The sequence below is a fragment of the Stenotrophomonas geniculata genome (assembly GCF_034508895.1).
Lineage (GTDB): Bacteria > Pseudomonadota > Gammaproteobacteria > Xanthomonadales > Xanthomonadaceae > Stenotrophomonas > Stenotrophomonas geniculata.
Map to the genome: position 1 here is coordinate 1,711,011 of NZ_CP140571.1, position 22,929 is coordinate 1,733,939.

The following is a 22,929-nucleotide window of genomic DNA, read 5'->3' on the forward strand; positions in this document are numbered from 1 at the left end:
CCGAGCCGATGCTCGGCTGCTCTCCGGTCCGCTGCGGAAGAGCCGCGCTGCGCGCGTGAGCCGAGCATGGCTCGGCTCTACAGGAGGTCGGGCAGCGGGCTGCTTACCAGACCACTTCAGCCATCGAACAGTTCAGGCCGGAACCAATGCCCAGAAGCGCGATGCGATCGCCCTTCTTCAGCTTGCCCAGCTGCTTGAGCTTGCTCAGTACGATCGGCACCGAGGCCGGGCCGATGTTGCCGTGCTCGCCGAAGATGGTCATGACCTTCTTCGGGTCGATGCCGAAGTTCTTGATGAACGCGGCAGTGTGCGGCTGGCTGACCTGGTGGATCACGAACTGGTCCAGCTCTTCCACGGCCCAGCCGAGTGCAATCTTGGCGGCGCTGAAGGTCTTCTGCGCCAGCTTGATGCCTTCGATCAGCAGCAGGCGGGTATCGGTGACCATGCGGTCCAGGTTGCCCAGGCACAGCTGGTTCCACTCGGTGGCCGAGCGGGTCACGCCGCCCTTGTAGCGCGGGGCGTCCGGCACCAGTTCCGAGCGCGCCATCACCATGGCCGCAGCACCCGAACCGGTGGTCAGCGCCGCCAGCTCGTTGCGGAAATCGTCAGCGGTGACGTCCGGGGCGGTCATGCGCTCCAGGGTCTTCTCGTACACCAGGTTGGCGGTCTCGCCATCCACCACCAGCGCGTAGTCGATATCACCGCGCTCGATCATGCGCGCCGCGATATCCATGCCGTTGATGAAGGCCAGGCAGGCATTGGCGACGTCGAAGGTCATGCATTCGTCGCTGACGCCGAGGTTGCCGGACACGATGGAGGCCGTGGACGGCTCCAGGTAGTCACGGCTGACCGAGGTGTTGACCAGCAGGCCGACCTGGGTCGCGGTGATGCCCGCGTCTTCCAGTGCCTTGCGGCCGGCCATGGTGGCGGCGTCCGACGCCAGCACGCCGTTGTCCCACAGGCGGCGGGCATGGATGCCGGCGATATCGCCGAGCACGTCGGTGCGGATACCGAGGCGATCCAACGTCGGCTGCAGGCGTTCGTTGATTTCCTTGGTCGTCAGCGTATGCGGCGCGTCGACGTGTGCCAGGCCGGCGATCGAGACATTCTTGAAGAGCATCGAGGTTAGCGCCAAGGCTCAGGCAAAAGGGGGCGCTATTCTATAACCCCCGGGCTTTCACCGCATCTTTACGAATTCAGCCTTGCCCGTATGGTGAAGCGTTCAGCGCGGCGGGCACTGGAAGGCGGCGAAGCGCTGGCTGCCATCGGCCGGGGCCGCAGCGGCCTGCACGGCATTGGCGCCGGCGCTCGGGGCCTCGTTGCGGGCCAGGGTTTCCAGCTCTTCCTGCACCCGCAGCGGGTTGCGGTTGTAGAAGCCGACCTTGCTCTTCACGGTGACCACCACCTCGCCCTTGGCGATGCAGCCGGCGGGAACCGGGCCTGCCGGCAGCACGCGGGTCGCCTTGCCGGCCGGTTCGATCGGCACCCAGGTACAGGCGGTGACGGTGAGCAGCAGGGAGGAAAGCAGCAGAACGCGCATGGGCAGATCCTGGAAGGGTATGGGGGGATTCTGCCTGAACAGCCTGAATCGGGGGTAGCCGGGGGTGGAGTCGGATCCCCCGGTAGCGCCGGGCCATGCCCGGCGAGCGCGCAGCGCGGCCTCGCTGGCCGCCGAAAAACCGCCGGGCATGGCCCGGCGCTACCACAGGAGGCCTGCCCGCCGAGGCGGGCAGGCACATCCCTTACTTCTTGACCGGGTTGCCTTCGGCATCGATCACCGTCACCTCGCCCAGGTTCAGCGCACGCACGGCCGCTTCGGTCTGCTTGAGGTCACCCACCACCACCCAGGTCAGGGCCTGCGGCTTGATCTCGGCAGCGGCCTGCTGCACCTGCGCCGGGGTCATCGCCTCGATCTCGGCCTTGCGGCGCAGCACGTAGTCGTCCGGGCGCTTGAACTGCACGATCGAACCGATGGTCGACGCCACCGCGCTGGCGGTCTCGTAGGCACCGGGCAGGCTCAGCGTCTGGATGTTGCGGATGCGGTTCACCTCGTCGGCGGTGGCCGGCTTGCTGCCATCGGCGAACGCGGCGATTTCCTTGCGCATTTCCGCCATCGCCGGACCGGTCTTGTCGATCTGCACCGGCGCGCTGGCCATCCACGGACGCTGGCCCACCGAGTTGACCGCGCTGCTGCGCGCACCGTACGACCAGTGCTTGTCTTCACGCAGGTTCATGTTCAGGCGCGAGGTGAAGTCACCGCCGATGACGCCGTTGGCGATGTCGAAGCGGGTCGAGCTGGCAGCGCTCGAAGGCGCCACCACCTGGCCGGCGAACAGGTTGGCCTGCACCGCGCCCGGCTGGTCGATCAGGAACACGCGCGGGCCCTTCGGCAGCGCCACGTCGGTGGCCGCCTTCACCTGCGGGGCGTCGCCACTGGCCTTCCAGTCGCCCAGCTGCTTGTCCAGCAGCGGCACGATCTCGGCCAGGGTGGTGTCACCGACCACGATCAGGGTGCCGTTCTGCGGGCGCAGCCAGTCGTGGTGGAAGTCGACCAGGTCTTCGCGGGTCAGGCCATTGATCGCCGCTTCGTCACCGCTGCCGGTGAACGGAATGGCATACGGGTGGCCCTTGCCGTACAGCAGCGGCGGCAGCACGCGCATCGCCACCGCACCCGGGTTGACCTTCTCCTGCTGGATGCCGGCGATCCAGCTCGCCTTGACCCGGTCGATCTCGCCCTGCTCGAAGCGCGGCTCACGCAGCAGGTCGCGGTACAGCGCCAGCGACGGTGCCAGATTTTCCTTCAGCGCCGACAGGTCCACGCTCATCGAATCCAGGCCGGCCGAGGCATCCAGGCTGGCACCCAGTGCGTCGGCGGCATCGGCGAAGGCCAGCGAGCCGAGCTTGCCGGCGCCTTCGGTCATCAGGCTCATGGTGAAGTTGGCGGTGCCCGGCTTGCGGCCCTGGTCGGCGCTGAAGCCGCCCGGGAACTGGTAGCTGAACTGCACCACCGGAATCTCGTGGCGCTCGGCCAGGATCACCTGGGTGCCGTTCTTCAGCGTGGCGCGCTGCAGCGCCGGGAACTTCAACTGCGGGAACTCGCGGGTCTGCGGCACGCCGGCCTTGCGGTCGACCTGCTCGGGCAGGGTGCTGTACTTGGGGTCCACCGCCGGCACGTTGAACGGCTTCGGCGCCTGGCTCGGGTCTTCCTTCAGCGCCACGCGCTCACCCGGTGCGATCACCAGGGTGTGGCTGCCCGTGTCCAGCCACTGCGCGCCCAGCCGGCTCAGATCAGCAGCACTGGCCTTCTCGATGTTGGCCAGCGAGGTGCGGAAGCAGCCCGGGTCGCCGGTGAACACCGCGCACTCGGCCAGTGCATCGGCCTTGCCGCCGAAGCCACCAATGCGCTCGATGCCGCGGATGAAACCGGCGCGGGCACTGGTCTTGGCGCGCTCCAGCTCGGCCGCGGTCGGGCCCTGCTTGATCAGGCGGTCCAGTTCCTCGTCGATGATCTTCTCGACCTTGGCCGGGTCCTGGCCCTGCTTGACCGTCGCCATGATCACGAAGTTCGAACCCAGCTGCGACGTCGACAGGCCCGACGCGATGCTGTCCACCAGCTTGTCCTGGTGCTGCAGGCGCTGGCTCAGGCGCGAGGACTTGGCACCGCCCAGGACCTGCGCGAACAGTTGCAGCTGATCGACATCGGTGGTGCCGACCTGCGGCACGTTCCAGGCGCGGTAGATGCGCGCCTGCGGCACCTTGTCGGTCATCGTCTCGCGGGTGTCGGCGCTGCGCTTGGCCACGTTCACTGCCGGCTGCGCCATGGTCGGGCCGGCCGGGATGGCGCCGAAGTACTTGCCGACCTTTTCCTTGGCGGTGGCCAGGTCGATGTCGCCGGCCAGCACCAGCACCGCGTTGTTCGGGCCGTACCAGGTGCGGAACCAGGTCTTCACGTCATCCAGCGACGCCGCGTTCAGATCGTTCATCGAACCGATCACGCCGTGGTGGTACGGGTGGCCAACCGGGTACAGCGCCTTGTTGAGCTGGTCCCAGGCCTGGCCGTAGGGCTGGTTCTCGCCCTGGCGCTTCTCGTTCTGCACCACGCCACGCTGCTCGTCCAGCGCCGCCTGGTCGATCGCACCGACCAGATGGCCCATGCGGTCCGATTCCATCCACAGCGCCATGTCCAGCGCGGTGGTGGGCACGTTCTCGAAGTAGTTGGTGCGGTCGGTATTGGTGGTGCCGTTCTGGTTGGTGGCACCGACCTGCTTGAACGGCTCGAAGAATTCGCCGTCGTGGTTTTCGCTGCCCTGGAACATCAGGTGTTCAAACAGGTGCGCGAAGCCGGTACGGCCAGCCGGCTCGTCCTTGCTGCCCACGTGGTACCAGACATTGACCGCGACGATCGGCGCCTTGCGATCGGTATGCACGATCACGCGCAGGCCGTTGGGCAGGGTGAACTGCTCATACGGGATATCGACCTTCGCCGGTGCGGCAGGCTTGGCCGCCAGCGCATGGGAAGGCACAAGCGTGCCCAGGGCGGTGCTGAGGGCGACGGCCAGCAGTGCAGCGCGCGGGCGAAGGGCGAGAGACATATCCGGATCCTTGGTCACATAGGTGAACCCCGATCCTAGCCTGCGCACGCAGCGGCAGGAATCGGCCAGCAGTCACTGGGGGTGTTTGCCCCTGTGCCCCATCCGCGGTGCCGATCTGCCCTGCCTGACCCGTCACATGCGCCCGCCAGGAACGTCCGGACAGTGTCCGCGGCGCATCGAATGGACAGGTGTCCGCCCACCGGACACTTTCCGGCGCAAAAAAACCCTTGTAAATCAACAACTAAAAGTTGGCACGGGGATTGCTTGGTACTTCCTGCGCCAGGAAGGGCTTCAGACGAAAGCTGACTGAAGACTGAACAGATGCAGGAAATCGAAAATTCTCCTTGCATGCCCAGAATCGGTGTACTACCTTACTACCACACCACTGATCACCAACACTAAACAGGCCCCGTCATGAACGCCAAGACCATTGCCATCGCCATCGCCCTGATCGCCGGCACCGCGGTTGTTTCGTCGGTGCAGGCCTCCGAATCCATCAAGACGCTGTCCACCGTGCAGGTCCGCCCGGCCGCCGACCAGCTGGCCCAGCAGGCCTGGGAACAGGCCAGCGGCATCCCGACCCTGGCCACCGTGGAAGTGCGCCCGAGCGCCGACCAGCTGGCCGAGCGCAGCGGCTACGTCGCCGCCCCGGTTGCGGCCGCGATGCCGATCACCACCCTGGCCTCGGTGGAAGTGCGCCCGAGCCTGGAACAGCGCGTCGCCCTGGCCGCCGAACTGGAAGCCCAGCGCTACGCCGCCACCCTGGCCGCCGCCGCCACCAACGTTGCCCACTCGGTCATCGTCAACCTGCCGGCCCTGCAGGTGCGTCCGAGCGCCGCCGACCTGCAGGCCCTGGCCACCGAAACCGCCCAGGTCCTGCTGCGCCCGTAAGCGGTGCCGCCCTGCCCAGTGCAGGGCGTGCGCCGTAAAGGCGGCCGCCGTCGCAGGTACACTGCGCCGATGAATGCCGCGCCCCAGTTCCACGTGATCCTGTTCCAACCGGAAATCCCGCCCAACACGGGCAATGTGATCCGGCTCTGTGCCAACACCGGCGCGCAGCTGCACCTGGTCGAGCCGCTCGGCTTCGCACTGGAAGACAAGCAGCTCAAGCGCGCCGGGCTGGACTACCACGAGTATTCACGCCTGCAGGTGCACCCCGACCTGGATACCGCGCTGGCGCGGATCGCACCGAAACGGTTGTTCGCCCTGAGTACGCGTGCCAGCGTCCGCTATGACAGCGTGGCCTTTGAAGACGGTGATGCATTCCTGTTCGGCCCCGAAAGCCGCGGCCTGCCGCAGGACGTGCTCGATGCCCTGCCCGATGGCCGCCGCCTGCGCCTGCCGATGCGGCCGGACAACCGCAGCCTCAATCTTTCCAACACCGTTGCCGTGGTGATGTACGAGGCCTGGCGCCAGCACGGGTTTGCCGGCGGCGCGTAACGCCGCAGACCGCTTGTGGTGGGTGCGGACCTTGGTCCGCACAGATGTTTGGCCGCGCGCTGAAGGAATGTGCCAACCAAGGTTGGCACCCACCAAAGGCAGGTCCAGGGGACTGCTGAGAACTTCCGGTGGCTGTGGGCTGCTTCTGGTGGGTGCGGACCTTGGTCCGCACCGATGCCCGGTCGCGCGCTGAAGGAATGTGCCGACCAAGGTTGGCACCTACCAAAAGCAGGTCCAGGGGCCTGCAGAAACTTCCGGAGAGGTGTGCCAACCAAGGTTGGCACCCACCGGAACCAGGTTTCAGAACGCGTTGATGCCGGTCAGTTCGCGCCCGATCACCAGCTGGTGCACGGTCTCGGTGCCTTCATAGGTGATCACCGATTCCAGGTTCAACGCATGCCGGATCGCCACATGCTCGGTGGTGATGCCCGCTCCGCCCAGCAGATCGCGACACTCGCGGGCAATGTCGATGGCCATGCGGCAGTTGTTCCACTTGGCCAGGCTGACCTGCTGCGGCTGCAGCTGGCCGGCTTCCTTCAGCCGGCCCAGTTGCAGGGCCAGCAGCTGGGCGGTGGTGATGCGGCGGGCCATCTCGGCCAGCTTGATCTGCGCGCTCTGCGTCGCCGCCAGCGGGCGACCGAACAACACGCGCTCCTTGGCGTAGCCCAGCGCTTCATCCAGGCAGGCAATCGCCGCACCGATCGGCCCCCAGCTGATGCCGTAACGGGCCTGGGTCAGGCAGCCCAGCGGTCCCTTCAGGCCCTTCACGTTCGGCAGGCGGTGGCTGTCGGGCACGCGCACGTCGTCGAAGAACAGCGCGCCGGTCAATGACGCGCGCAGGCTCATCTTGTGCTTGATTTCCTGCGTGGTGAAGCCGGCCATGCCCTTCTCCAGCACGAAGCCCTGGATACCGTCCTCGGTCTGCGCCCAGACGATGGCCAGATCGGCCACCGGGCCGCTGGTGATCCACATCTTGCTGCCGCTGATGCGCCAGTCACTGCCGTCGCGCACGGCGCGGGTCTTCATGCTGGCCGGGTCGGAACCCCCATGCGCCTCGGTCAGGCCGAAGCAGCCGATCAGCTCGCCGCGCGCCATCGCCGGCAGCCACTGCTGGCGCTGTTCCTCGCTGCCATAGGCGTAGATCGGGTACATGCACAGCGAGCTTTGCACCGAGACGAAGCTGCGCAGGCCCGAATCGCCGCGCTCCAGCTCCTGGCAGATCAGGCCGTAGCTGACCGCGCCGAGGCCACCGCCGCCGTACTCGGTCGGCAGCGTTGCACCCAGCAGGCCCAGTGACGCGATCTCCGGCACCAGTTCAGACGGAAAACGGGCCTGGTCGAAGGCATCGCCGATGATCGGCAGCACGCGCTCGTTGGTGAAGCGGGCGACACTCTCCTGCACCGCACGCTCTTCCTCGTTGAGCAGGGAACGGACATCGAACAGATCGTACGGATGCAAAGCCATGGCACTCACACGCAGTCAGGACCCGGCCATTGTCGGTCATCCGGGCAGCGCGTGCCGACCAGGGTTAGCCCCCACCAGGGCTGAGGCACTACGCTGCGCTGCAGCAATCGTGCGGTGAACGGCGTCTATCTAGCTCGATCACGCGCGTCCCGGTACCCTGACACATTCAAACAACCGTTTCGCCCGTGGCCGCACGCGCGATTCCCAGGCACCGCCGGTGGCCCCGATGCCGGCCCTACCCACGAGTCATGCAATCGATGAGCGCTGAAGCCAACGCCCTGCCCCCGCGTGAAGTAATGGAGTTCGACGTGGTGATCGTCGGCGCCGGCCCCGCCGGCCTGGCCACCGCGATCCGCCTGCGCCAGCGCGCGATCGAAGCCGGCCGCGAGCTGTCGGTGTGCGTGCTGGAAAAGGGCTCCGAACCAGGCGCCCACGTGCTGTCCGGTGCGGTGATGGACCCGCGCGCGCTGACCGAACTGTTCCCGGACTGGGCCGAGCGCGGCGCACCGCTGAAGCAGAAGGTCACCCGCGACGAATTCCTGTTCCTCAGCGAAACCGGCGCACGCAGCACGCCCAACGCGCTGCTGCCGGAGTGCTTCCACAACGAAGGCAACTACATCATCAGCCTGGGCGAAGTGACCCGTTGGCTGGCGCAGCAGGCCGAGGCGCTGGAAGTGGCCATCTTCCCCGGCTTCGCCGCCGCCGAAGTGCTGTACGGCGACAACGGTGAAGTGATCGGCGTGGCCACCGGCGACATGGGCATCGAGAAGGACGGCAGCATCGGCCCGGCGTTCGAACGCGGCATGGCGCTGCAGGCGAAGTACACGATCTTCGCCGAAGGCGCGCGCGGCCACCTCGGCCGCCAGCTGATCGCCCGCTACACGCTGGACGAAGGCAAGGACCCGCAGGCCTACGGCATCGGCATCAAGGAACTGTGGCAGATCGACCCGGCCAAGCATGAGCCGGGCCTGGTGGTGCATGCCGCCGGCTGGCCGCTGGACAGCGATACCTACGGCGGTGCGTTCCTGTACCACGCCGACGGCGGCAAGGTCGCCATCGGCTACGTGGTCGGCCTGGACTACAAGAATCCGTGGCTGAGCCCGTTCGAGGAATTCCAGCGCTTCAAGACACATCCGTCCATCCGCAAGCACCTGGAGGGTGGCACCCGCATCGGTTACGGCGCGCGTGCGATCACCGCCGGTGGCCTGCTGTCGCTGCCCAAGACGGTGTTCCCGGGTGGCGCACTGGTCGGCTGCGAGGCCGGCTACCTCAACGCCAGCCGCATCAAGGGCAGCCACGCGGCGATCAAGACCGGCATGCTGTGCGCCGACGCCGCGTTCGACGCGCTGGCCGCCGACCGCCAGCACGATGAACTGAGCGCCTACCCGAAGGCATTCGAAGCCAGCTGGCTGTTCACCGAACTGCAGCAGGCCAAGAACTTCAAGCAGTGGTTCAAGAAGGGCCAGACCGTGGCAACCCTGATGACCGGCGTGGAGCAGTGGCTGCTGCCCAAGCTGGGCGTGCGCAATCCGCCATGGACGCTGCACCGCACCCAGCCGGATCATGTCTGCCTGGAACCGGCGTCCAAGCACACCCGCATCGCCTACCCCAAGCCCGATGGCGTGCTGACCTTCGATCGTCTCAGCTCGGTGTTCCTGAGCAGCACCAACCACGACGAGAACCAGCCCAGCCACCTGACGCTGAAGGATCCGAGCATTCCGGTGAAGGTGAACCTGGCCGAGTACGCCGGTCCGGAAGCGCGCTACTGCCCGGCCGGCGTGTACGAGTTCGTCGGCGAAGCCGACAGCGCGCGGCTGCAGATCAACGCGCAGAACTGCGTGCACTGCAAGACCTGCGACATCAAGGACCCCACCCAGAACATCGTCTGGGTGACCCCGCAGGGCGGCGGCGGCCCGAACTATTCGGGCATGTGATTGCTCCGGGCTGCGACGGCGTGTCGCAGCCCGCCTGCCCCGCAGCGTCGCTATCCTGCCCGCCCATGCGCGCTTTCTGCCTGCCCATCACCGTTGTCGTGGCCCTGGCGGCCACGGCCTGCCAGCGCCCGCCTGCGGCTCCGGCCACGCCGGAACAGGCGCACCAGCAGGCCATGCAGCGCGCGTTTGAACTGTGTGCCGGCTGCCACACCGTACAGCCCGGCGGCATACACCGCTTCGGGCCGAACCTGCACGGCGTGATCGGTCGTCGCGCCGGCAGCCTGCCCGACTACGGCTACTCCGAGGGCATGCGCCGCGCCGACATCACCTGGACCGCGCAGACCCTGGATGCGTTCCTGCAGTCGCCCACCCACGTGGTGCCCGGCACGCGCATGTACAACGCTTTCCCCAGCGCCGAACGCCGCGCGCTGGTGATCGCCTACCTGCAGCAGCAGCCGGCTCAGTGAGCCAGGCGCCGCAGTTGCTGCTGCAGCCGCGCGACGAACCCCGCCACCGCCTCGAACAACGGCTCCGGATCGGTCTCGGCTGCGTCCTGCAGGCGCTCGACCAGGGCATTGGCCTGCCCGGCCAGCACCGTCGCCCCCACCGCACCCAATCCACCGGCCTGGCGATGCAGGTGCAGTGCGGCAGACATGCGGTCACCGGCCTGCACGGCGCGCAGTACGCCCGCCAGATCACCTTCGCTGGCCTGCAACAGGCTGTCGCGCAGCTGCTCGGCCACCGCGCGCGAGCCGAAGCGCCGCTGCAGGCTGTCCAGATCGGGCAGCGTCCCACCATCGTCGGCAGCGGACTCGGCCAGCTCCTCAAACGACTGTCCCTGCGCCTGCGGCAACCAGCGCAGCAGCGCGGTACGCAGCGTGGCCAGTGACAACGGCTTGGCCAGCACTTCGTCCATGCCGGCCTCACGGCAACGACGCGCATCGTCGTCCAGCACACTGGCGGTCAGCGCCAATACGGTCAGCCGCGGCTGGCCGTTGCGGCCCTCGCGTTCGCGCAGCAGGCGGGTGAATGCGAAGCCATCCAGCACCGGCATCCGGCAATCGGTGATGACCAGATCGAACGACTCCGACGCCAACCGATCCAGCCCCTGCTGGCCATCGCCGACCAGCACATGCGGCACGCCCAGTTGCTGCAGGCGCCAGGCCATCATCGCCTGGTTGGTCGGATGATCTTCGATCACCAGCACGCGTGCCTCGCGCAGCGCCGGCGGCAGCAGCGCCGCTTGTTCCTGCTCAGCGACCAACGCTTCAACATCACCACTGCTGGCTTCCACCAGCGACAGCCGCACCTCGGCGCGGGTGCCCTCACCCAGCGTGCTGTGCAGCTCCAGCTCGCCATCCATCATCTGCACCAGGCGCTGGCAGATGCTCAGGCCCAGGCCGGTACCACCATGGTCGCGCTGGATATACGCACCGGCCTGGGTGAACGGCGCAAACAGGTGCTGCAGCTTTTCCGGTGCGATGCCGATGCCGGTGTCGGTGACGCTCAGGCACAGCGGCTGGCTGCCGTCCTCGGCGGTCGGCCCCAGCACTTCCAGCTGCAGCCGCACTTCGCCGCGCACGGTGAACTTGATGGCGTTGCTGAGCAGGTTGAACACGATCTGACGCAGGCGCACACCATCCACTTCGTGCGCGGCCGCCAGCTGCGGGTCGATCTGCACGTGCAGATCCAGCTCACGCGCACTGGCCTGCGCCGACAACAACCGGCACACGCTTTCCAGCAATGGCCGCAGCGGCTGCGGCACCGGTTCCAGGCGCAGCGCGCCGGCCTCCAGCCGCGAGTAATCGAGGATGTCGTCGAGGATCTGCCGTAGCATCTGCGCCGAATCCTCGATCACCCCCAGGATGCGCTGCTGCTCGGCATCCAGCGGCGAATGCGCCAGCACCTCCAGCATGCCCAGCACGCCACTCATCGGCGTGCGGATCTCATGGCTCATGGTTGCCAGGAAACGCGACTTCGCTTCCGCGGCCTGTTCGGCGTCGGCCTTGGCCGCAGTCAGGGCCTCGGCCTGCGCACGCGCCTCGCTGACATCCACCCAGTAACCACTCCAGGTCACCGCACCTGCTTCGGCCGCATAGGGATGGGCCTGGCTGCGCACCCAGCGCGCGCCGGCACCTTCAGGTCGCAGCCGGAATTCCAGAATGAGCGGTGCGAACTGGCGCGCCGCCTGCTCGACCGCATGCAGGATGTGCTCGCGGTCGTCTTCCTCGATGCGCTCCAGCAGGCACGTTGCATCCTGTTCGGCCTGCTGCCGGCTGATTCCGAACAACGCCTGCAGGTCACCGGCAATGAACGGGAAGCTGAGGGTTCCGTCTGCCGCACGGCGCGCCTGATAGACCACGGCGGGCAGGTTGTCGGTGACTTCGGCCAGGCGCTGTTCCAGATGACGTCGCCCGGCCACCTCGCGGCGCAGCCGCCAATGCCCGATGGCGTGCACCAGCAGCGCGGTGAGCAGCACCAGCAGCAGCGGCACGCCCCAGCGCGCCACGCGGGTCCAGTCGAGCCCGTTGCGATATTCGACGGCCAGCCAGTCGCCGCGCAGGGCCTCGCGCTGGCGTGGGGTCATCTGCAGCAGCAGGCGGTCGAAAGTAGTGGCCAGGGCGGCATGGCGGCGCTCGACAGCCAGCACCAGCTGATCGTTGAAGCCAGCCGGTGCGGCCACCTGCAGGCGCCCCGGGAAGCGGCTGCGCAGCAGATGGTCAACCACGGCCAGATTGCCTACATAGGCATCGGCGTCGCCATTGATCAGGCGCTGCAGGGCCTGTTCCGCGCTGCGCGCCGCGATGATCCGGGCCTGCGGTGCCTGCTGCAGCACATAGCCACGCACACGCTCCGGATCGGACAGCAGCACCCGCCTGCCCTGCAGGTCGGACAGGCCCAGCAGCGCCGGGCTGTCACGCTGGCTGACGATCACGTTCGGCACGCTGATGAAGGGCTGGCTGAACACCCAGTCCGGGCCCAGGTAGCGCGAATCGGCAGGAATGCCCATTACCGCCTGCAGCTCGCCGCGGCGTGCCTTCTCGCGCACCTCGTACCAGTCATGGCTGTTTTCCACCTGCAGGTTGGCGCCGGCCTGCAGCAAACGCCGCAGGTATTCGCTGGCCAGGCCGCTGGGTCTGCCATCCTGGTCCGCGAACGACAGCGGCGCCGCGTTCGGCGCGAAGCCGATCTTCAACGGCTGCTCCAGTACCCGCTTCTCGGCCTGGCTCAGCGCCAGCTGTGCCGATGCCGACCACCGCGGAGGTGGCAGCCAGCGCTGCACCAGCGCATCGCGCTGGGCCTGGCTGGTCGCGGCCAGCGCCAGGTCCAACGCTTCGGCCAGCGGCTGCTTGCTGTTGGGAATGCCGAAGTGCAGCCGTTCGGGCGGCAGATCGCTGGGGCGCAGCAGCACGACCCCCTGCAGGTCCTCGCGAGCGATCAGTTCGGTGGCTACGTACGCATTGCCGATGTAAACGTCAGCCTTGTCGTCTCTGACCATCTCCAGCGCCGCCAGCGAGCTGTTTGCGACAAGCTGTCGTGCCCGGGGGAAGCGCGCCCGCACCTGCGGGCCGGTCAGGAAGTCCTGCTCGATCACCACCCGCAGTCCATCCAGGTCGGGGATGTCGGAGGCACGCAGGTCATCCGGGCGTCCCACCAGGGCCAGCGGCGCCTCGCCATAGGCGGCGGTATAGACCATGCAGCGGGTGAGGTCGGCACTGAGACCGACATTCATCACCACGTCGATCTCACCACGACATGCCGCGTCCAGCACGGATGTCCAGTCGGAATAGCGCCTCGCCTCGACCTTCATGCCTAGCTGACGGGCGAGAAGCGACAGATAATCGGGTCCGAGGCCGACCTGCTGGCCATCACGGAGGGACTCGAACGGCGGCCAGCCACTGTCATACTGGCCCACGACGATGCTCGGATGCGCGGCAACGTACTCACGCTGCAGCGGGGTGAGCGGCAACGGTCCAGGCACCGCCTGTGCCAGCGCCGCAGGCAACGCCAGCACGGCCAGCAGCAGGACCAGCCCGCGAACAGCCCAGCTACGCATCGGCGTCGATCTCCTAGAATCTGCCAGGAGCCGCGATGGTCGCGGCCCGGCCTGCCCGGTGGTCATACTAGAGCATGAGCTTGCGCATCATCATCGCAGACGACCACCCGGTGGTCCGTATCGGTACCCGCGCCGTCATCGAATCGAGCGGGGTTGGCCGTGTGGTCGGCGAAGCCGACAGTGCACAGGCGCTGATGGCCCTGCTTGGCAGCCAGCCCTGCGACCTGCTGGTGACCGACTACTCCATGCCCGGCAGCCCACAGGCCGACGGCTTCGCCATGATCGGCATGATCCGCCGGCGCCATCCCGACCTGCCTGTACTGATGCTCAGTGTCTCCAACAATCTGGCGATCCTGCGCATGGTGCTCGACAGCGGCGTGCTCGGCCTGGTCGACAAGAGTTCGTCGATGGACGAACTGCCGCAGGCCATCCAGTCGGTCTACCGGGGCCAGCCCTACATCAGCCGAAGCCTGCGCGAGCGGGTCGAGGCCGCCGGCAGCTGGCGCATGCGCGAGGGCGACGGCAAGCCGCTGTCGCCACGCGAAGTGGAGGTGCTGCGGCTGCTGGGCACCGGCATGACCGTGAAGGAAATCTCGCTGCAGCTGCACAAGAGCGTCAGCACCATCAGCCGGCAGAAGGGTGACGCCATGCTCAAACTGGGCCTGAAGGGCGACGCCGAGCTGTTCGATTACCTGCGCGACGGCAATATCTGAGAGCCAGATCACACAAGAAGGGCATCTGCCACCGCCCTCTTTGACCCGCCGCCGATCTGTGCCAAGATGGCCCGGCATGAGTTCTCAATGCGAGGTCGAAGGAATCGACCGGCTCATGTCCTCGCTCCCGTCCCTGGTGGATGGGGTGCGGTTTCCTGCCGGCCGTCTGGCCCGGCAACGCTGACCATGGAGAGGCGCATGCATCATTCCCCCAAGCTACGTTGGACCCTGCCGGTGCGACCCCTGCGCGCATTCGCGGCGTGCCTGCTCGTCTCTCTTTCCGCTGCCGCCTGCAGCGCCGCCGATCCGGCCCCCTCGTCCTCCCAGCCCGGCGCTCCTGCGCAGGCTGCCAATGCGCCCCGACAGGATGTTGCCCCGATGCAGACCCCCACCCCCGATGCCGCCGTCACCCCGCCCGACGCGCCGACCGTCATGTATTTCACCTACCAGGTGGACGGCGATGGCGCGACCTCCTATGAGGTCCAGAACGGCAGCGTGGCGACCTTCTGGTTCGGCCACACCTTCACCCTCGATGGCACCACGTACTACACGGGTTTCTCCTGGGATACCCGCGAGCACTACGGCAAGCCGGGCGAGCAGACGCCGGCCGGTCCGGATGACCGCGCCAACCTCGCCGAGGCCACCTTCGTGCTGGCCGGCACCGACGCCAGGAAGCCATGGAAGTTCCGTGGCCAGGAATGGACCATCGGCGCACTGGGCGCGTACGACAAGGCCGACGATGTCGATACCCGGCGCAAGCCACTTGAACATCGCACCGCCGACGGCCGCCTGCTGCTGGCGGTGCCGACCCGCAGCTTCGACCGCGGCATCAGCAGCACCGGCTATGCGCTGCTGCTGTTCAACCCCAAGCGCAGCGAAGACGACGTGGACAGCAAGGTCTGGCGCTATGTCGGCTCGGTGCGCACCGGTGAGGACAACAGCGCGGCCTGCGACGAAGGCAACGTGATGCCCTGCACCGGCAGCGATGGCGAACTGGCCTTCGCTGCCGAGGGCAACGGCCTGCCGCGCCTGACCGTGACCTTCAAGGGCACCACCATCGAAGGCCCCGGCAAGACCCGCGCCCTGGGTGCCAGCGACACCGTGCACTACACCTTCGACAGCGCGACCCAGCAGTACGTCGCGCCTTGATAGCACCCGCCACGCGCGGGTTCCCTGTTGACCGACATGTTCTTGACTCACGGATGAGTCCGGTTGGCGATTCGCGGCATGCGCCGCTCCATCAACCCCGAGGAAAACGTCATGGCACAGCATGACTACAGCAGAAAGGAAGTCCTGGACATCGTCGAGCAGGTCGCCCGGCAGAAAGGCATTCCGGTCGATGACTTCATGCGCTTCGCGCACATCGAGACGGGCGGCACCTTCAACGAGCGCGCCCACAACACCTCGTCCGGCGCCAAGGGCCTGTTCCAGTTCGTGCCCGGCTCCGCGCGCCAGTACCACCTGACCGGCCACGAGTTCGACCCCACCCGCAACACCGAGGCGGCCGCGCAGATGTACCAGGACAACCTGGACTCGATGGCGCGCCGCAACGAGCGCACCGGCAACCCGTACCTGTCCGGTGGCAACACGCCCACCGGCCTGGACCTGTACCTGGCCCACCAGCAGGGCAGCGCCGGCTATGGCTCGGTGCAGACCGCCATTGCCACCGGCACCTTCGGCGTGGTGCGCAACAGCCACGGCGAAGAGATCAACATGCGCCGCAACGTGCTGAACCAGATCGGTTCCGACGCGAAGGCGCTGACCGGCCACACCCTGGCCGAGATGCGCGGCATGAACGATGGCGACCTGGCGCGGACGTTCTCCAGCTACTACATCCACAAGTACGCGGCGATCAGCATTCCGGAAAAGAACATCGAACCGCAGGCGGTGGCGCAGGGCCAGGGCCAGACCGCGGCAGCGCCCGCACAGGTCAGCGCAGCCGTAGCGGCCGGTGCTGCCACGTTGGCGGCAACCGCAACAGCCGCTGCCGCGCCGAAGCCGGGCATCGAACTGCAGGCCGCCTACGAGGCCGGCGTGAAGTACGACCACGTCAAGTACGCCATCAACATCCCGGGTCACGCGCTGTACGTGCCGGGCAAGACCGGCAAGAACGTGGAGCAGGGTTACATCGACTGTTCCGGTTGGGTCGGCACGCTGCAGAACCGGACCATGGACGAGATCAACCAGAAGGCCGGGCATGCGGTGTTCAGCAAGGCTGATCGCATCGACCTGGGCAACCTGGGTTCCGGCGGCATCGTGCGCAAGGCGTTCGACCAGTCCGGCGTGCTGCTGGACCGCGACGCGATCCTGAAGCCCGATGCGCTGAAGGAAGGCATGATCATCGGCCTGGATACGGCCAAGACCCGCCATGAGCACTGGAACGGCATCGACCACATTGTGATGGTGGTGCGCGACCCCAACACCGACAAGCTGCTGATCAGCCAGTCCACCGGCAGCAAGGGCGTGCACACCATGCCGGTCGAGGACTACCTCAAGCAGGTGAAGGAGCACCCGAACTGGAAGCTGTACGCCTCCGATCCGCTGTCCAAGGCGCGCGACCTGCTGGAAAACCGCACCCAGTCGCACGAGCAGACACAGGGCAAGCCTGCGGCCGAGCACAAGGCCGCTGCCACCCCGCACGCCGAACTGTACAAGCAGGGTGCGCACAGCGAGGGCGTGCGCAGGGTGCAGGAGCAGCTGGGCCACCTCGGCTACGTCGGTGCCGACGGCAAGCCGCTGGTCGAGGATGGCCGCTTCGGCCGCAACACCGACGCGGCGGTGCGCCAGCTGCAGAAAGACAACGGCCTGGTGGCCGACGGCATTGTCGGGGCGAAGACCCTGGAGGCGATCAAGGACGCCCGCGAACGGCCGTTGCTGAACGACGAGCGGCACCCGCGCAATCCATTGTTCATCCAGGCCAGCAAGGGTCTGGAACTGATGCCGGCAGGCACCTTCAAGGATCGCCACGCGCTGGAAAGCGCCGCTGCGGCCCTGACCAAGGAGGCGCATGCCGCCGGCCTGCAGCGCATCGACACGGTGGTGCCGAGCCCGAACGGTGAGCGCCTGTTTGCCGTGCAGGGCACGATCGGTGACCCCGCCGCCGGCCGCGTGGCGGTGGATACCCGTGCCGCCAGCGAGCAGAGCCTTGCGCTCAGCAGTGGTGCCGTGCAGGGTGCGCCCAACGTGCTGCACCAGCAGCAGGATGCCCAGCAGGAGCAGGCCCGGCAGGCACAGAAGGCGATGGGCATCTAAGCCCGCAGCGCCTTGGGAGAGAAGGGAGGGGCCACGTCCGCGTGGCCTTTTCCCTTTCTGCCAGCTGAGCGGCCGAGGCCGCTTTCAGCCTCGCTTCATGCCACCTGCCGCTAGATGAATGCGCAAGCCGCACGGTGGACCAGGCAATGTTCCGGCAACGTTGGAACGCCAGCGTGGACACCACGGCAGCCGGGGCGCCCCGCGCCCTCCCTGCCCAGCGTGGCATGCACCTCACAGGAGAACTTACATGCTCAGTACTTCCGCACTCAGCTTCCGTGGTCTGGCGATGGCTCTGGCACTGGTGGCCGGTGTGGCCGTGGTCAGCGATGCCAGCGCGATGTCGAGGAAGGACAAGCGCACCCTGGTCGGCGCCGTGGTCGGTGGCGTGGCCGGCAACCTGCTCTCCAACGGCGATCCTGCCGCCACCGTGGGCGGCGCCGTGGCCGGCGGGGCGATCGGCAACCTGACGACCTCCGACCGCCGCGACCGTCGTTACTACGACAATCGCCGTTACGACGACCGCTACGATCGCCGTTACGACCGTGGCTACTACCGCAGCGGCTACTACGACCGTGGCAACGATCGTCGCTGGCAGCGCGAGCGCTACTACGACAACCGCTACTACCACGACCGCGGCCGCCATCGCGGCTGGTAAGAAGCGCGGCAGCATCACCGCAGCTGATGCACGGACGGGCGGGTCGATGACCCGCCCGTTTGCGTTGGCCGCGTGCATGGCGTTGAATGCGCAGCCTTGGATGTGACTTTCCCCACCGGGGCTGCGGCATGAATTCTTCTTCCCACCGCGTGCAGGGCCTCAACAACGACGAGGTCGCTGCCGACTGGCCACCGATCAGCGCGGCGGACATCGCGTGGCTGCGCCGGCGTTATCCGCAGCTGGGCGAGCACAGCCAACCGCGCTGGCACAGCCCCCGACCGCTGTCGGCCGCCGCCATCGTCGACGGCGTGGACGGCGCGCTGTTCATCAAGCGCCACCACCACAGCGTGCGCAGTGCGGCCTGCCTGGAAGAAGAACACCACTTCATCGCCCATCTCGCCGCCGCCGGCGTGCCGGTAGTACAGGTGCTGCCGGCCACCGATGGCCACACTGCCGTCGAGCATGGCGAATGGACCTTCGAGCTGCATGCGGTTGGCGTCGGTGAGGACCTGTATCGCGACGCGGTGTCGTGGTCGCTGCTGACCGATATCGCGCAGGCCCGTGAAGCCGGACGCGCACTCGCACAGCTGCACCGCGCTGCGGCCAGCTATCACTCGGCGCAGCGCAGCACCCATGTGCTGGTCGCGCGCGACGATCTGATCCGCGCCGACGATCCGGTCGCGGCCATCAAGGCAGGGCTGCACGAGCGCCCCGGGCTGGCCCGCTATCTCGCGCGCACTCCGTGGGAAGCGCAGCTGCAGCGTGACGTGTTGCCGTGGCATGCCGGCCTGGCCAGGCGCCTGCGCGACGAGCCGCGGCTGTGGGCCCACAACGACTGGCATGTTTCCAACCTGCTGTGGCGCGATGGGCAGATCAGCACCGTGCTGGATTTCGGCCTGGCCTCGCCCACCAGCGCACTGTTCGACCTCGCCACCGCGATCGAGCGCAACGCGGTGGCGTGGCTGGAGCTGGAGCGCGGCATGGAGGCGGTGCGCATCGATATCGCGCTGGCCCTGCTCGACGGCTACCGCCAGGTACTGCCGCTGTCGGCGGCACGCGTGCACCTGCTGGCCGACCTGCTGCCGATGGTCCATTTCGACTTCGCACTGTCCGAAGTGGAGTACTTCGAAGGTGTCACCGGCTCGACCGCGAATGCCGACGTGGCGTGGCAGCCCTTCATGCTGGGGCACCCGGCGTGGTTCCACAGCGCGCCGGGACAGGCACTGCTGCAGGCCCTGCACGCGGCAGCCTGAAGGGCGCCGGCTCGCAAATCCGTACCATTTGTAGTGAAATGGTCACCTGAAGCGGGGGTGCCTGGATCTGCCAGGCTGAGAGAGTCCCTTGGAACCTGATCCGGTTTGCACCGGCGTAGGGAGCTTTGAGCCGCAGCCACACCCCCGTTATGGGCCGGTGCACCTGCGCGCCGTCGCTTCGTCTCCCTTGTTGTCCGAAGACGAATCGAATGAACCGCTGCCTTCGCCCCACCCTGCTCTCCCTCGCCCTCTGCGCCGCGCTGCCGCTGCACGCCAGCGAGGCCGAGGCGTCCCCTGATGCGGCTGCCAATGGCGCCGAACGCTCGCCGACCGAACTGGCAGCGGTGCGCGTGCAGGCCGGCAAACCGAAGGCCGATACCTCGCGCGTGAACGCCTTCGGTGGCGGCAGCTGGAAGGACACGCCGGCCTCGGTGAACGTGCTCGAGCGCGACTACCTCGATCGCCGCCAGGTGCGTTCGCTGTCCGAGCTGGCCAGCAACGATGCCTCGCTGGGTGATGCGTATGCGCCGGTGGGCTACTACCAGAACATCGCCATCCGTGGCTTCGCGCTGGACGCCGCCACCGGCTACCGCTTCAACGGCCTGTCCATCGCCGGCGAACAGCGCCTGGCGCTGGAGAACGTGCAGTCGGTGGAGATCCTCAAGGGTGAAGCCGGCCTGGCCGCAGGCGTGATGGCACCGGGTGGCATCATCAACTACATCGGCAAGCGCCCGGCCGAAGTGCGCACCGCCACGCTCGGTACCGATTCGGAAGGCTCGCGCTACTTCGCCGTCGATGTCGGCCACTGGATCACCCCGCGCTTCGGCCTGCGCCTGAATGCCGCGTGGGATTCCAGCAATTCCTATGTCGAGCACGCCGATGGCCGCCGCAATTTCTACTCGCTGGCGGCCGACTGGCTGATCGGCGAACGCGGCAAGCTGGAAGTGGATGCCAACTACCAGACCAGCTCGCAGCGTTCGGTGTCCGGCTACCAGCTGCTGGGCGCGCGTGACCTGCCGCGCGGCGTCGACCGCGAGCACCTGCTCGGCTACCAGCCGTGGCAGCGCCCGGTGGATATCGCCAGCACCAACATCACCGCACTGCACACCTACGACTTCAATGACGCCTGGCAGTCGCGCGTGTCGGTCGGCCACAGCCGGTCGGTGATCGACGACAACGTCGCCTTCGCCTACGGCTGCTACTACGCCACGCAGTGCGCCGATGGCACCGTGCCGGGCAACTACTTCGCGCCCAATGGCGACTACGACGTCTACGACTACCGCAGCCCGGGCGACACCCGCCGCAACCAGCAGGCCCGTGCCGAGCTGCGCGGCCGTTTCGAGACCGGCAGCGTCGGCCATGAGCTGACCCTCGGTGCCGACTACTTCCGCCGCACCGTGGACAAGCGCCCCAGCGTCAACGAGTACGTCGGCACCACCAACATCCACGAGGCACCGGTGCCGGTGTTCGAGCCGTCGCCGAAGATGCCCGGCCCGTCCGCACGTCGCCTGGACAGCCGCCAGACCGCCTTCTTCGCGCTGGACCGGATCAGCTTCGGTGACGACTGGCAGTGGCTGGCCGGTGGCCGCTTCGTGCGCCTCGACGAGCGGGCCTACGACAAGCGCGGCACCCCGCAGCGCCACAGTCGCCTGTCGCGCTTCCTGCCGCAGACCGCGCTGGTGTGGAAGGCCACCGACCAGCTCAACGCCTATGCCAGTTACGTGCGCGGCATTTCGCTGGGCCAGGAAGCGCCGTTCTGGACCAGCAATGCCGACACCTTCCTGCCGTCGGTGCAGTCGCGCCAGCTGGAAGTGGGCGTGAAGTACGTACCGGTCGAGGCGTTGACCCTGGGTGCGGCCGTGTTCCGCATTTCGCAGCCGTACCAGTACGCCAGGCCGGACAACAGCGACGTGGGCTACACCTTCGTCGAGGAAGGCACCCAGGCCCACACCGGCCTGGAGCTGACCGCCAACGGCCAGCTGACCGACGCATTGCAGATCGTGGCCAGTGCCAGCGTGCTGCAGGCGCGTGCGCGCGACACAGGCACGCCGGCTTATGAAGGCCATCAGCTTGTGAATGTGCCGAAGGTGCGGGCCAGCGTGCATGTGGCCTATGCGCTGCCGTTCGTGCAGGGCCTGGATGTCACTGGCGGCTGGCGTTATGCCGGTGCCAACGTCGCACGTGCCGACGGCGGCGTGCGCGCACCGGACTACTCGGTGTTCGACGCTGGTCTGCGCTTCCAGCATCGCCTGCACGAGCGTGCGGTGACCTGGAACCTGTCGGTGGACAACGTGTTCAACCGCTTCTACTGGCGCGATACCGGCAGCAGCGGCGGTGACTACTACCTGTTCCCCGGCGCACCGCGACAGGCCCGCCTGTCGGTGACGTTCGCGCTGTGAGCGGCGTGATGCTCGAGTGGACCGCCGCACTGTGCAGCATCCTTGGCGTCTGGCTGATGGCCCGGCGCCGGCTGGTGGCGTGGCCGGTGGGCCTGCTGTCGGTGACGCTGTACGGGCTGGTATTCGCCGAGGCCAAGCTGTACTCGGACACCCTGCTGCAGGTCGCCTTCGGTGGCTTCCTGGTCTACGGCTGGCTCAACTGGCGGCAGCATGCCGCCGATGAGGGCAGCATCCGCATCGTGCCGCTGGCGCGCGGCAAGCTGCTGCGCGACCTGGCCATCGGCCTGTGTGGTGGCGTGGCGCTGGGTGCGGCCATGCATACCTTCACCGATGCCGCACTGCCCTGGCTGGACGCGATGCTGACCGCGCTGAGCCTGGTCGGCCAGTGGTGGCAGGCACGCCGCCACGTGGCCTGCTGGTGGGTGTGGATCGCGGTGGACGTGGTCTATGTGGGTGCGTACCTGTTCAAGTCGCTGCACGTGACCGCCGCGCTGTACGTGTTCTTCCTCGGCCTGGCCGTGTTCGGCCTGCGCGCATGGAGCGCGGCCGCGCGTGAACCGCAGGTGGCAACGCAGTAGAGCCACGCCATGCGTGGCTGGGGGCCACCGGTAGTTGCCAACCTTGGTTGGCGTGCCTGCCGACCAAGGTCGGCATCTACCAGGCATATCCACGCATGGTGTGGATCTACTGGGTAAGCACCAGGCCCAGCCGCAGCGGCTGGCGCATGTCGGCCGGTGGCGCCGCCTGCAACGGCGCTGCCTGCAGGGTCGCGCGCAGGTCTGCGTCAACCTGGGCATCGCCCAGGCTGTCGAATTCCAGCTTCGAGATGCGGCCATCCGCCGCGATCCACACGCTCACCGGCAGCGGCGTCGGTGCGTCCGGATGTGCCTGCAGCCATTCCAGCACGCGCTGCGCCTGCGGGTCCTGCTCCTGCTGCAGGCGCTGCTGCAGCTGGCCCCCCACGGCGGCGGCATAGGCCATCCAGTGTGCAGGAGCTTCCTGCGCGGACACCGCGGCGCTCCCCAGTGCCAGCGCACCGAACAACGCGGCCAGCGGCCGCCACCAGCGGCGCATGCCGGTTCTGTTCCCTGTCATGGCCATCACCTGCTCCTGCACTCGCATCCAACAGCAGATGGTCGGGGCGGTAGATGACAGGCAGATGGCGGTCGC

Annotated in this window: 17 protein-coding genes and 1 riboswitch; of the genes, 11 read left to right on the forward strand and 6 right to left on the reverse strand. The window is 67.5% G+C overall.

All coding sequences use genetic code 11. From position 1 onward, the window contains the following. Positions 1 to 103: 103 nt before the first annotated feature. The 3 genes from RI032_RS08055 to RI032_RS08065 form a co-directional block, all read right to left on the reverse strand. Complete coding sequence (locus RI032_RS08055; RefSeq protein WP_010487115.1) at positions 104 to 1,120, reverse strand: 3-oxoacyl-ACP synthase III; 1,017 nt, start codon at positions 1,118 to 1,120, stop codon at positions 104 to 106. Positions 1,121 to 1,222: 102 nt separating this feature from the next. Continuing rightward, a complete protein-coding gene (locus RI032_RS08060) occupies positions 1,223 to 1,540 on the reverse strand; it encodes a DUF4156 domain-containing protein (protein WP_005407628.1) in 318 nt (105 codons plus the stop codon). A gap of 202 nt (positions 1,541 to 1,742) precedes the next feature. Continuing rightward, complete coding sequence (locus RI032_RS08065) at positions 1,743 to 4,592, reverse strand: M16 family metallopeptidase (RefSeq protein ID WP_071306509.1); 2,850 nt, start codon at positions 4,590 to 4,592, stop codon at positions 1,743 to 1,745. 414 nt (positions 4,593 to 5,006) lie between these two features. On the opposite strand from RI032_RS08065, the gene RI032_RS08070 reads away from it, so the two are divergent. Both RI032_RS08070 and RI032_RS08075 read left to right on the forward strand, forming a co-directional pair. Beyond that, positions 5,007 to 5,483: an XAC0231 family protein gene (locus tag RI032_RS08070; protein ID WP_010487121.1), complete on the forward strand. Its 477-nt coding sequence runs from the start codon at positions 5,007 to 5,009 to the stop codon at positions 5,481 to 5,483. 69 nt (positions 5,484 to 5,552) lie between these two features. Further along, complete coding sequence (locus RI032_RS08075; protein WP_005407625.1) at positions 5,553 to 6,032, forward strand: tRNA (cytidine(34)-2'-O)-methyltransferase; 480 nt, start codon at positions 5,553 to 5,555, stop codon at positions 6,030 to 6,032. A 300-nt stretch (positions 6,033 to 6,332) separates the two neighbouring features. On the opposite strand, the gene RI032_RS08080 is transcribed toward RI032_RS08075, so the two are convergent. Continuing rightward, the gene (locus tag RI032_RS08080) at positions 6,333 to 7,496 is read right to left on the reverse strand and encodes an acyl-CoA dehydrogenase family protein (protein WP_057504116.1); all 1,164 of its coding nucleotides are present in this window, start codon (positions 7,494 to 7,496) and stop codon (positions 6,333 to 6,335) included. 257 nt (positions 7,497 to 7,753) lie between these two features. On the opposite strand from RI032_RS08080, the gene RI032_RS08085 reads away from it, so the two are divergent. After that, positions 7,754 to 9,430 (forward strand): electron transfer flavoprotein-ubiquinone oxidoreductase, encoded by a 1,677-nt coding sequence (locus tag RI032_RS08085; RefSeq protein WP_019338386.1) that lies wholly within the window; start codon positions 7,754 to 7,756, stop codon positions 9,428 to 9,430. A gap of 65 nt (positions 9,431 to 9,495) precedes the next feature. Next, positions 9,496 to 9,897, forward strand: a complete 402-nt coding sequence (locus RI032_RS08090; protein WP_019338385.1) for a c-type cytochrome — start codon at positions 9,496 to 9,498, stop codon at positions 9,895 to 9,897. Here the strand turns inward: RI032_RS08090 and RI032_RS08095 are convergent. After that, the gene (locus tag RI032_RS08095; protein ID WP_322548104.1) at positions 9,891 to 13,487 is read right to left on the reverse strand and encodes an ATP-binding protein; all 3,597 of its coding nucleotides are present in this window, start codon (positions 13,485 to 13,487) and stop codon (positions 9,891 to 9,893) included. The genes RI032_RS08090 and RI032_RS08095 overlap by 7 nt on opposite strands. Before the next feature lie 74 nt (positions 13,488 to 13,561). Between RI032_RS08095 and RI032_RS08100 the strand changes: the two genes are divergently transcribed. The 7 genes from RI032_RS08100 to pnuC all read left to right on the forward strand — a co-directional run bounded on the left by RI032_RS08100 (position 13,562) and on the right by pnuC (position 22,337). Further along, the gene (locus RI032_RS08100; protein WP_010487129.1) at positions 13,562 to 14,200 is read left to right on the forward strand and encodes a response regulator; all 639 of its coding nucleotides are present in this window, start codon (positions 13,562 to 13,564) and stop codon (positions 14,198 to 14,200) included. A 378-nt stretch (positions 14,201 to 14,578) separates the two neighbouring features. Then, positions 14,579 to 15,349 (forward strand): hypothetical protein, encoded by a 771-nt coding sequence (locus tag RI032_RS08105; protein WP_071306505.1) that lies wholly within the window; start codon positions 14,579 to 14,581, stop codon positions 15,347 to 15,349. Between the two features lie 111 nt (positions 15,350 to 15,460). Then, a complete protein-coding gene (locus RI032_RS08110; RefSeq protein ID WP_322548105.1) occupies positions 15,461 to 17,452 on the forward strand; it encodes a peptidoglycan-binding protein in 1,992 nt (663 codons plus the stop codon). A 247-nt stretch (positions 17,453 to 17,699) separates the two neighbouring features. Further along, a complete protein-coding gene (locus tag RI032_RS08115; RefSeq protein ID WP_005407617.1) occupies positions 17,700 to 18,107 on the forward strand; it encodes a glycine zipper 2TM domain-containing protein in 408 nt (135 codons plus the stop codon). 128 nt (positions 18,108 to 18,235) lie between these two features. Continuing rightward, positions 18,236 to 19,360 (forward strand): phosphotransferase enzyme family protein, encoded by a 1,125-nt coding sequence (locus tag RI032_RS08120; RefSeq protein ID WP_322548106.1) that lies wholly within the window; start codon positions 18,236 to 18,238, stop codon positions 19,358 to 19,360. A 43-nt stretch (positions 19,361 to 19,403) separates the two neighbouring features. Further along, a riboswitch (TPP riboswitch) is annotated at positions 19,404 to 19,499 on the forward strand. 70 nt (positions 19,500 to 19,569) lie between these two features. Continuing rightward, on the forward strand, positions 19,570 to 21,759 hold the full coding sequence (locus RI032_RS08125) for a TonB-dependent receptor (protein ID WP_322548107.1): 2,190 nt from the start codon (positions 19,570 to 19,572) through the stop codon (positions 21,757 to 21,759). An 8-nt stretch (positions 21,760 to 21,767) separates the two neighbouring features. After that, positions 21,768 to 22,337, forward strand: coding sequence for a nicotinamide riboside transporter PnuC (gene pnuC / locus RI032_RS08130; protein ID WP_019338380.1), 570 nt, complete (start codon positions 21,768 to 21,770; stop codon positions 22,335 to 22,337). A 106-nt stretch (positions 22,338 to 22,443) separates the two neighbouring features. Here pnuC and RI032_RS08135 read toward each other — a convergent pair whose 3' ends face one another. Further along, positions 22,444 to 22,860, reverse strand: coding sequence for a hypothetical protein (locus RI032_RS08135; RefSeq protein ID WP_043400701.1), 417 nt, complete (start codon positions 22,858 to 22,860; stop codon positions 22,444 to 22,446). Between the last annotated feature and the right edge of the window lie 69 nt (positions 22,861 to 22,929).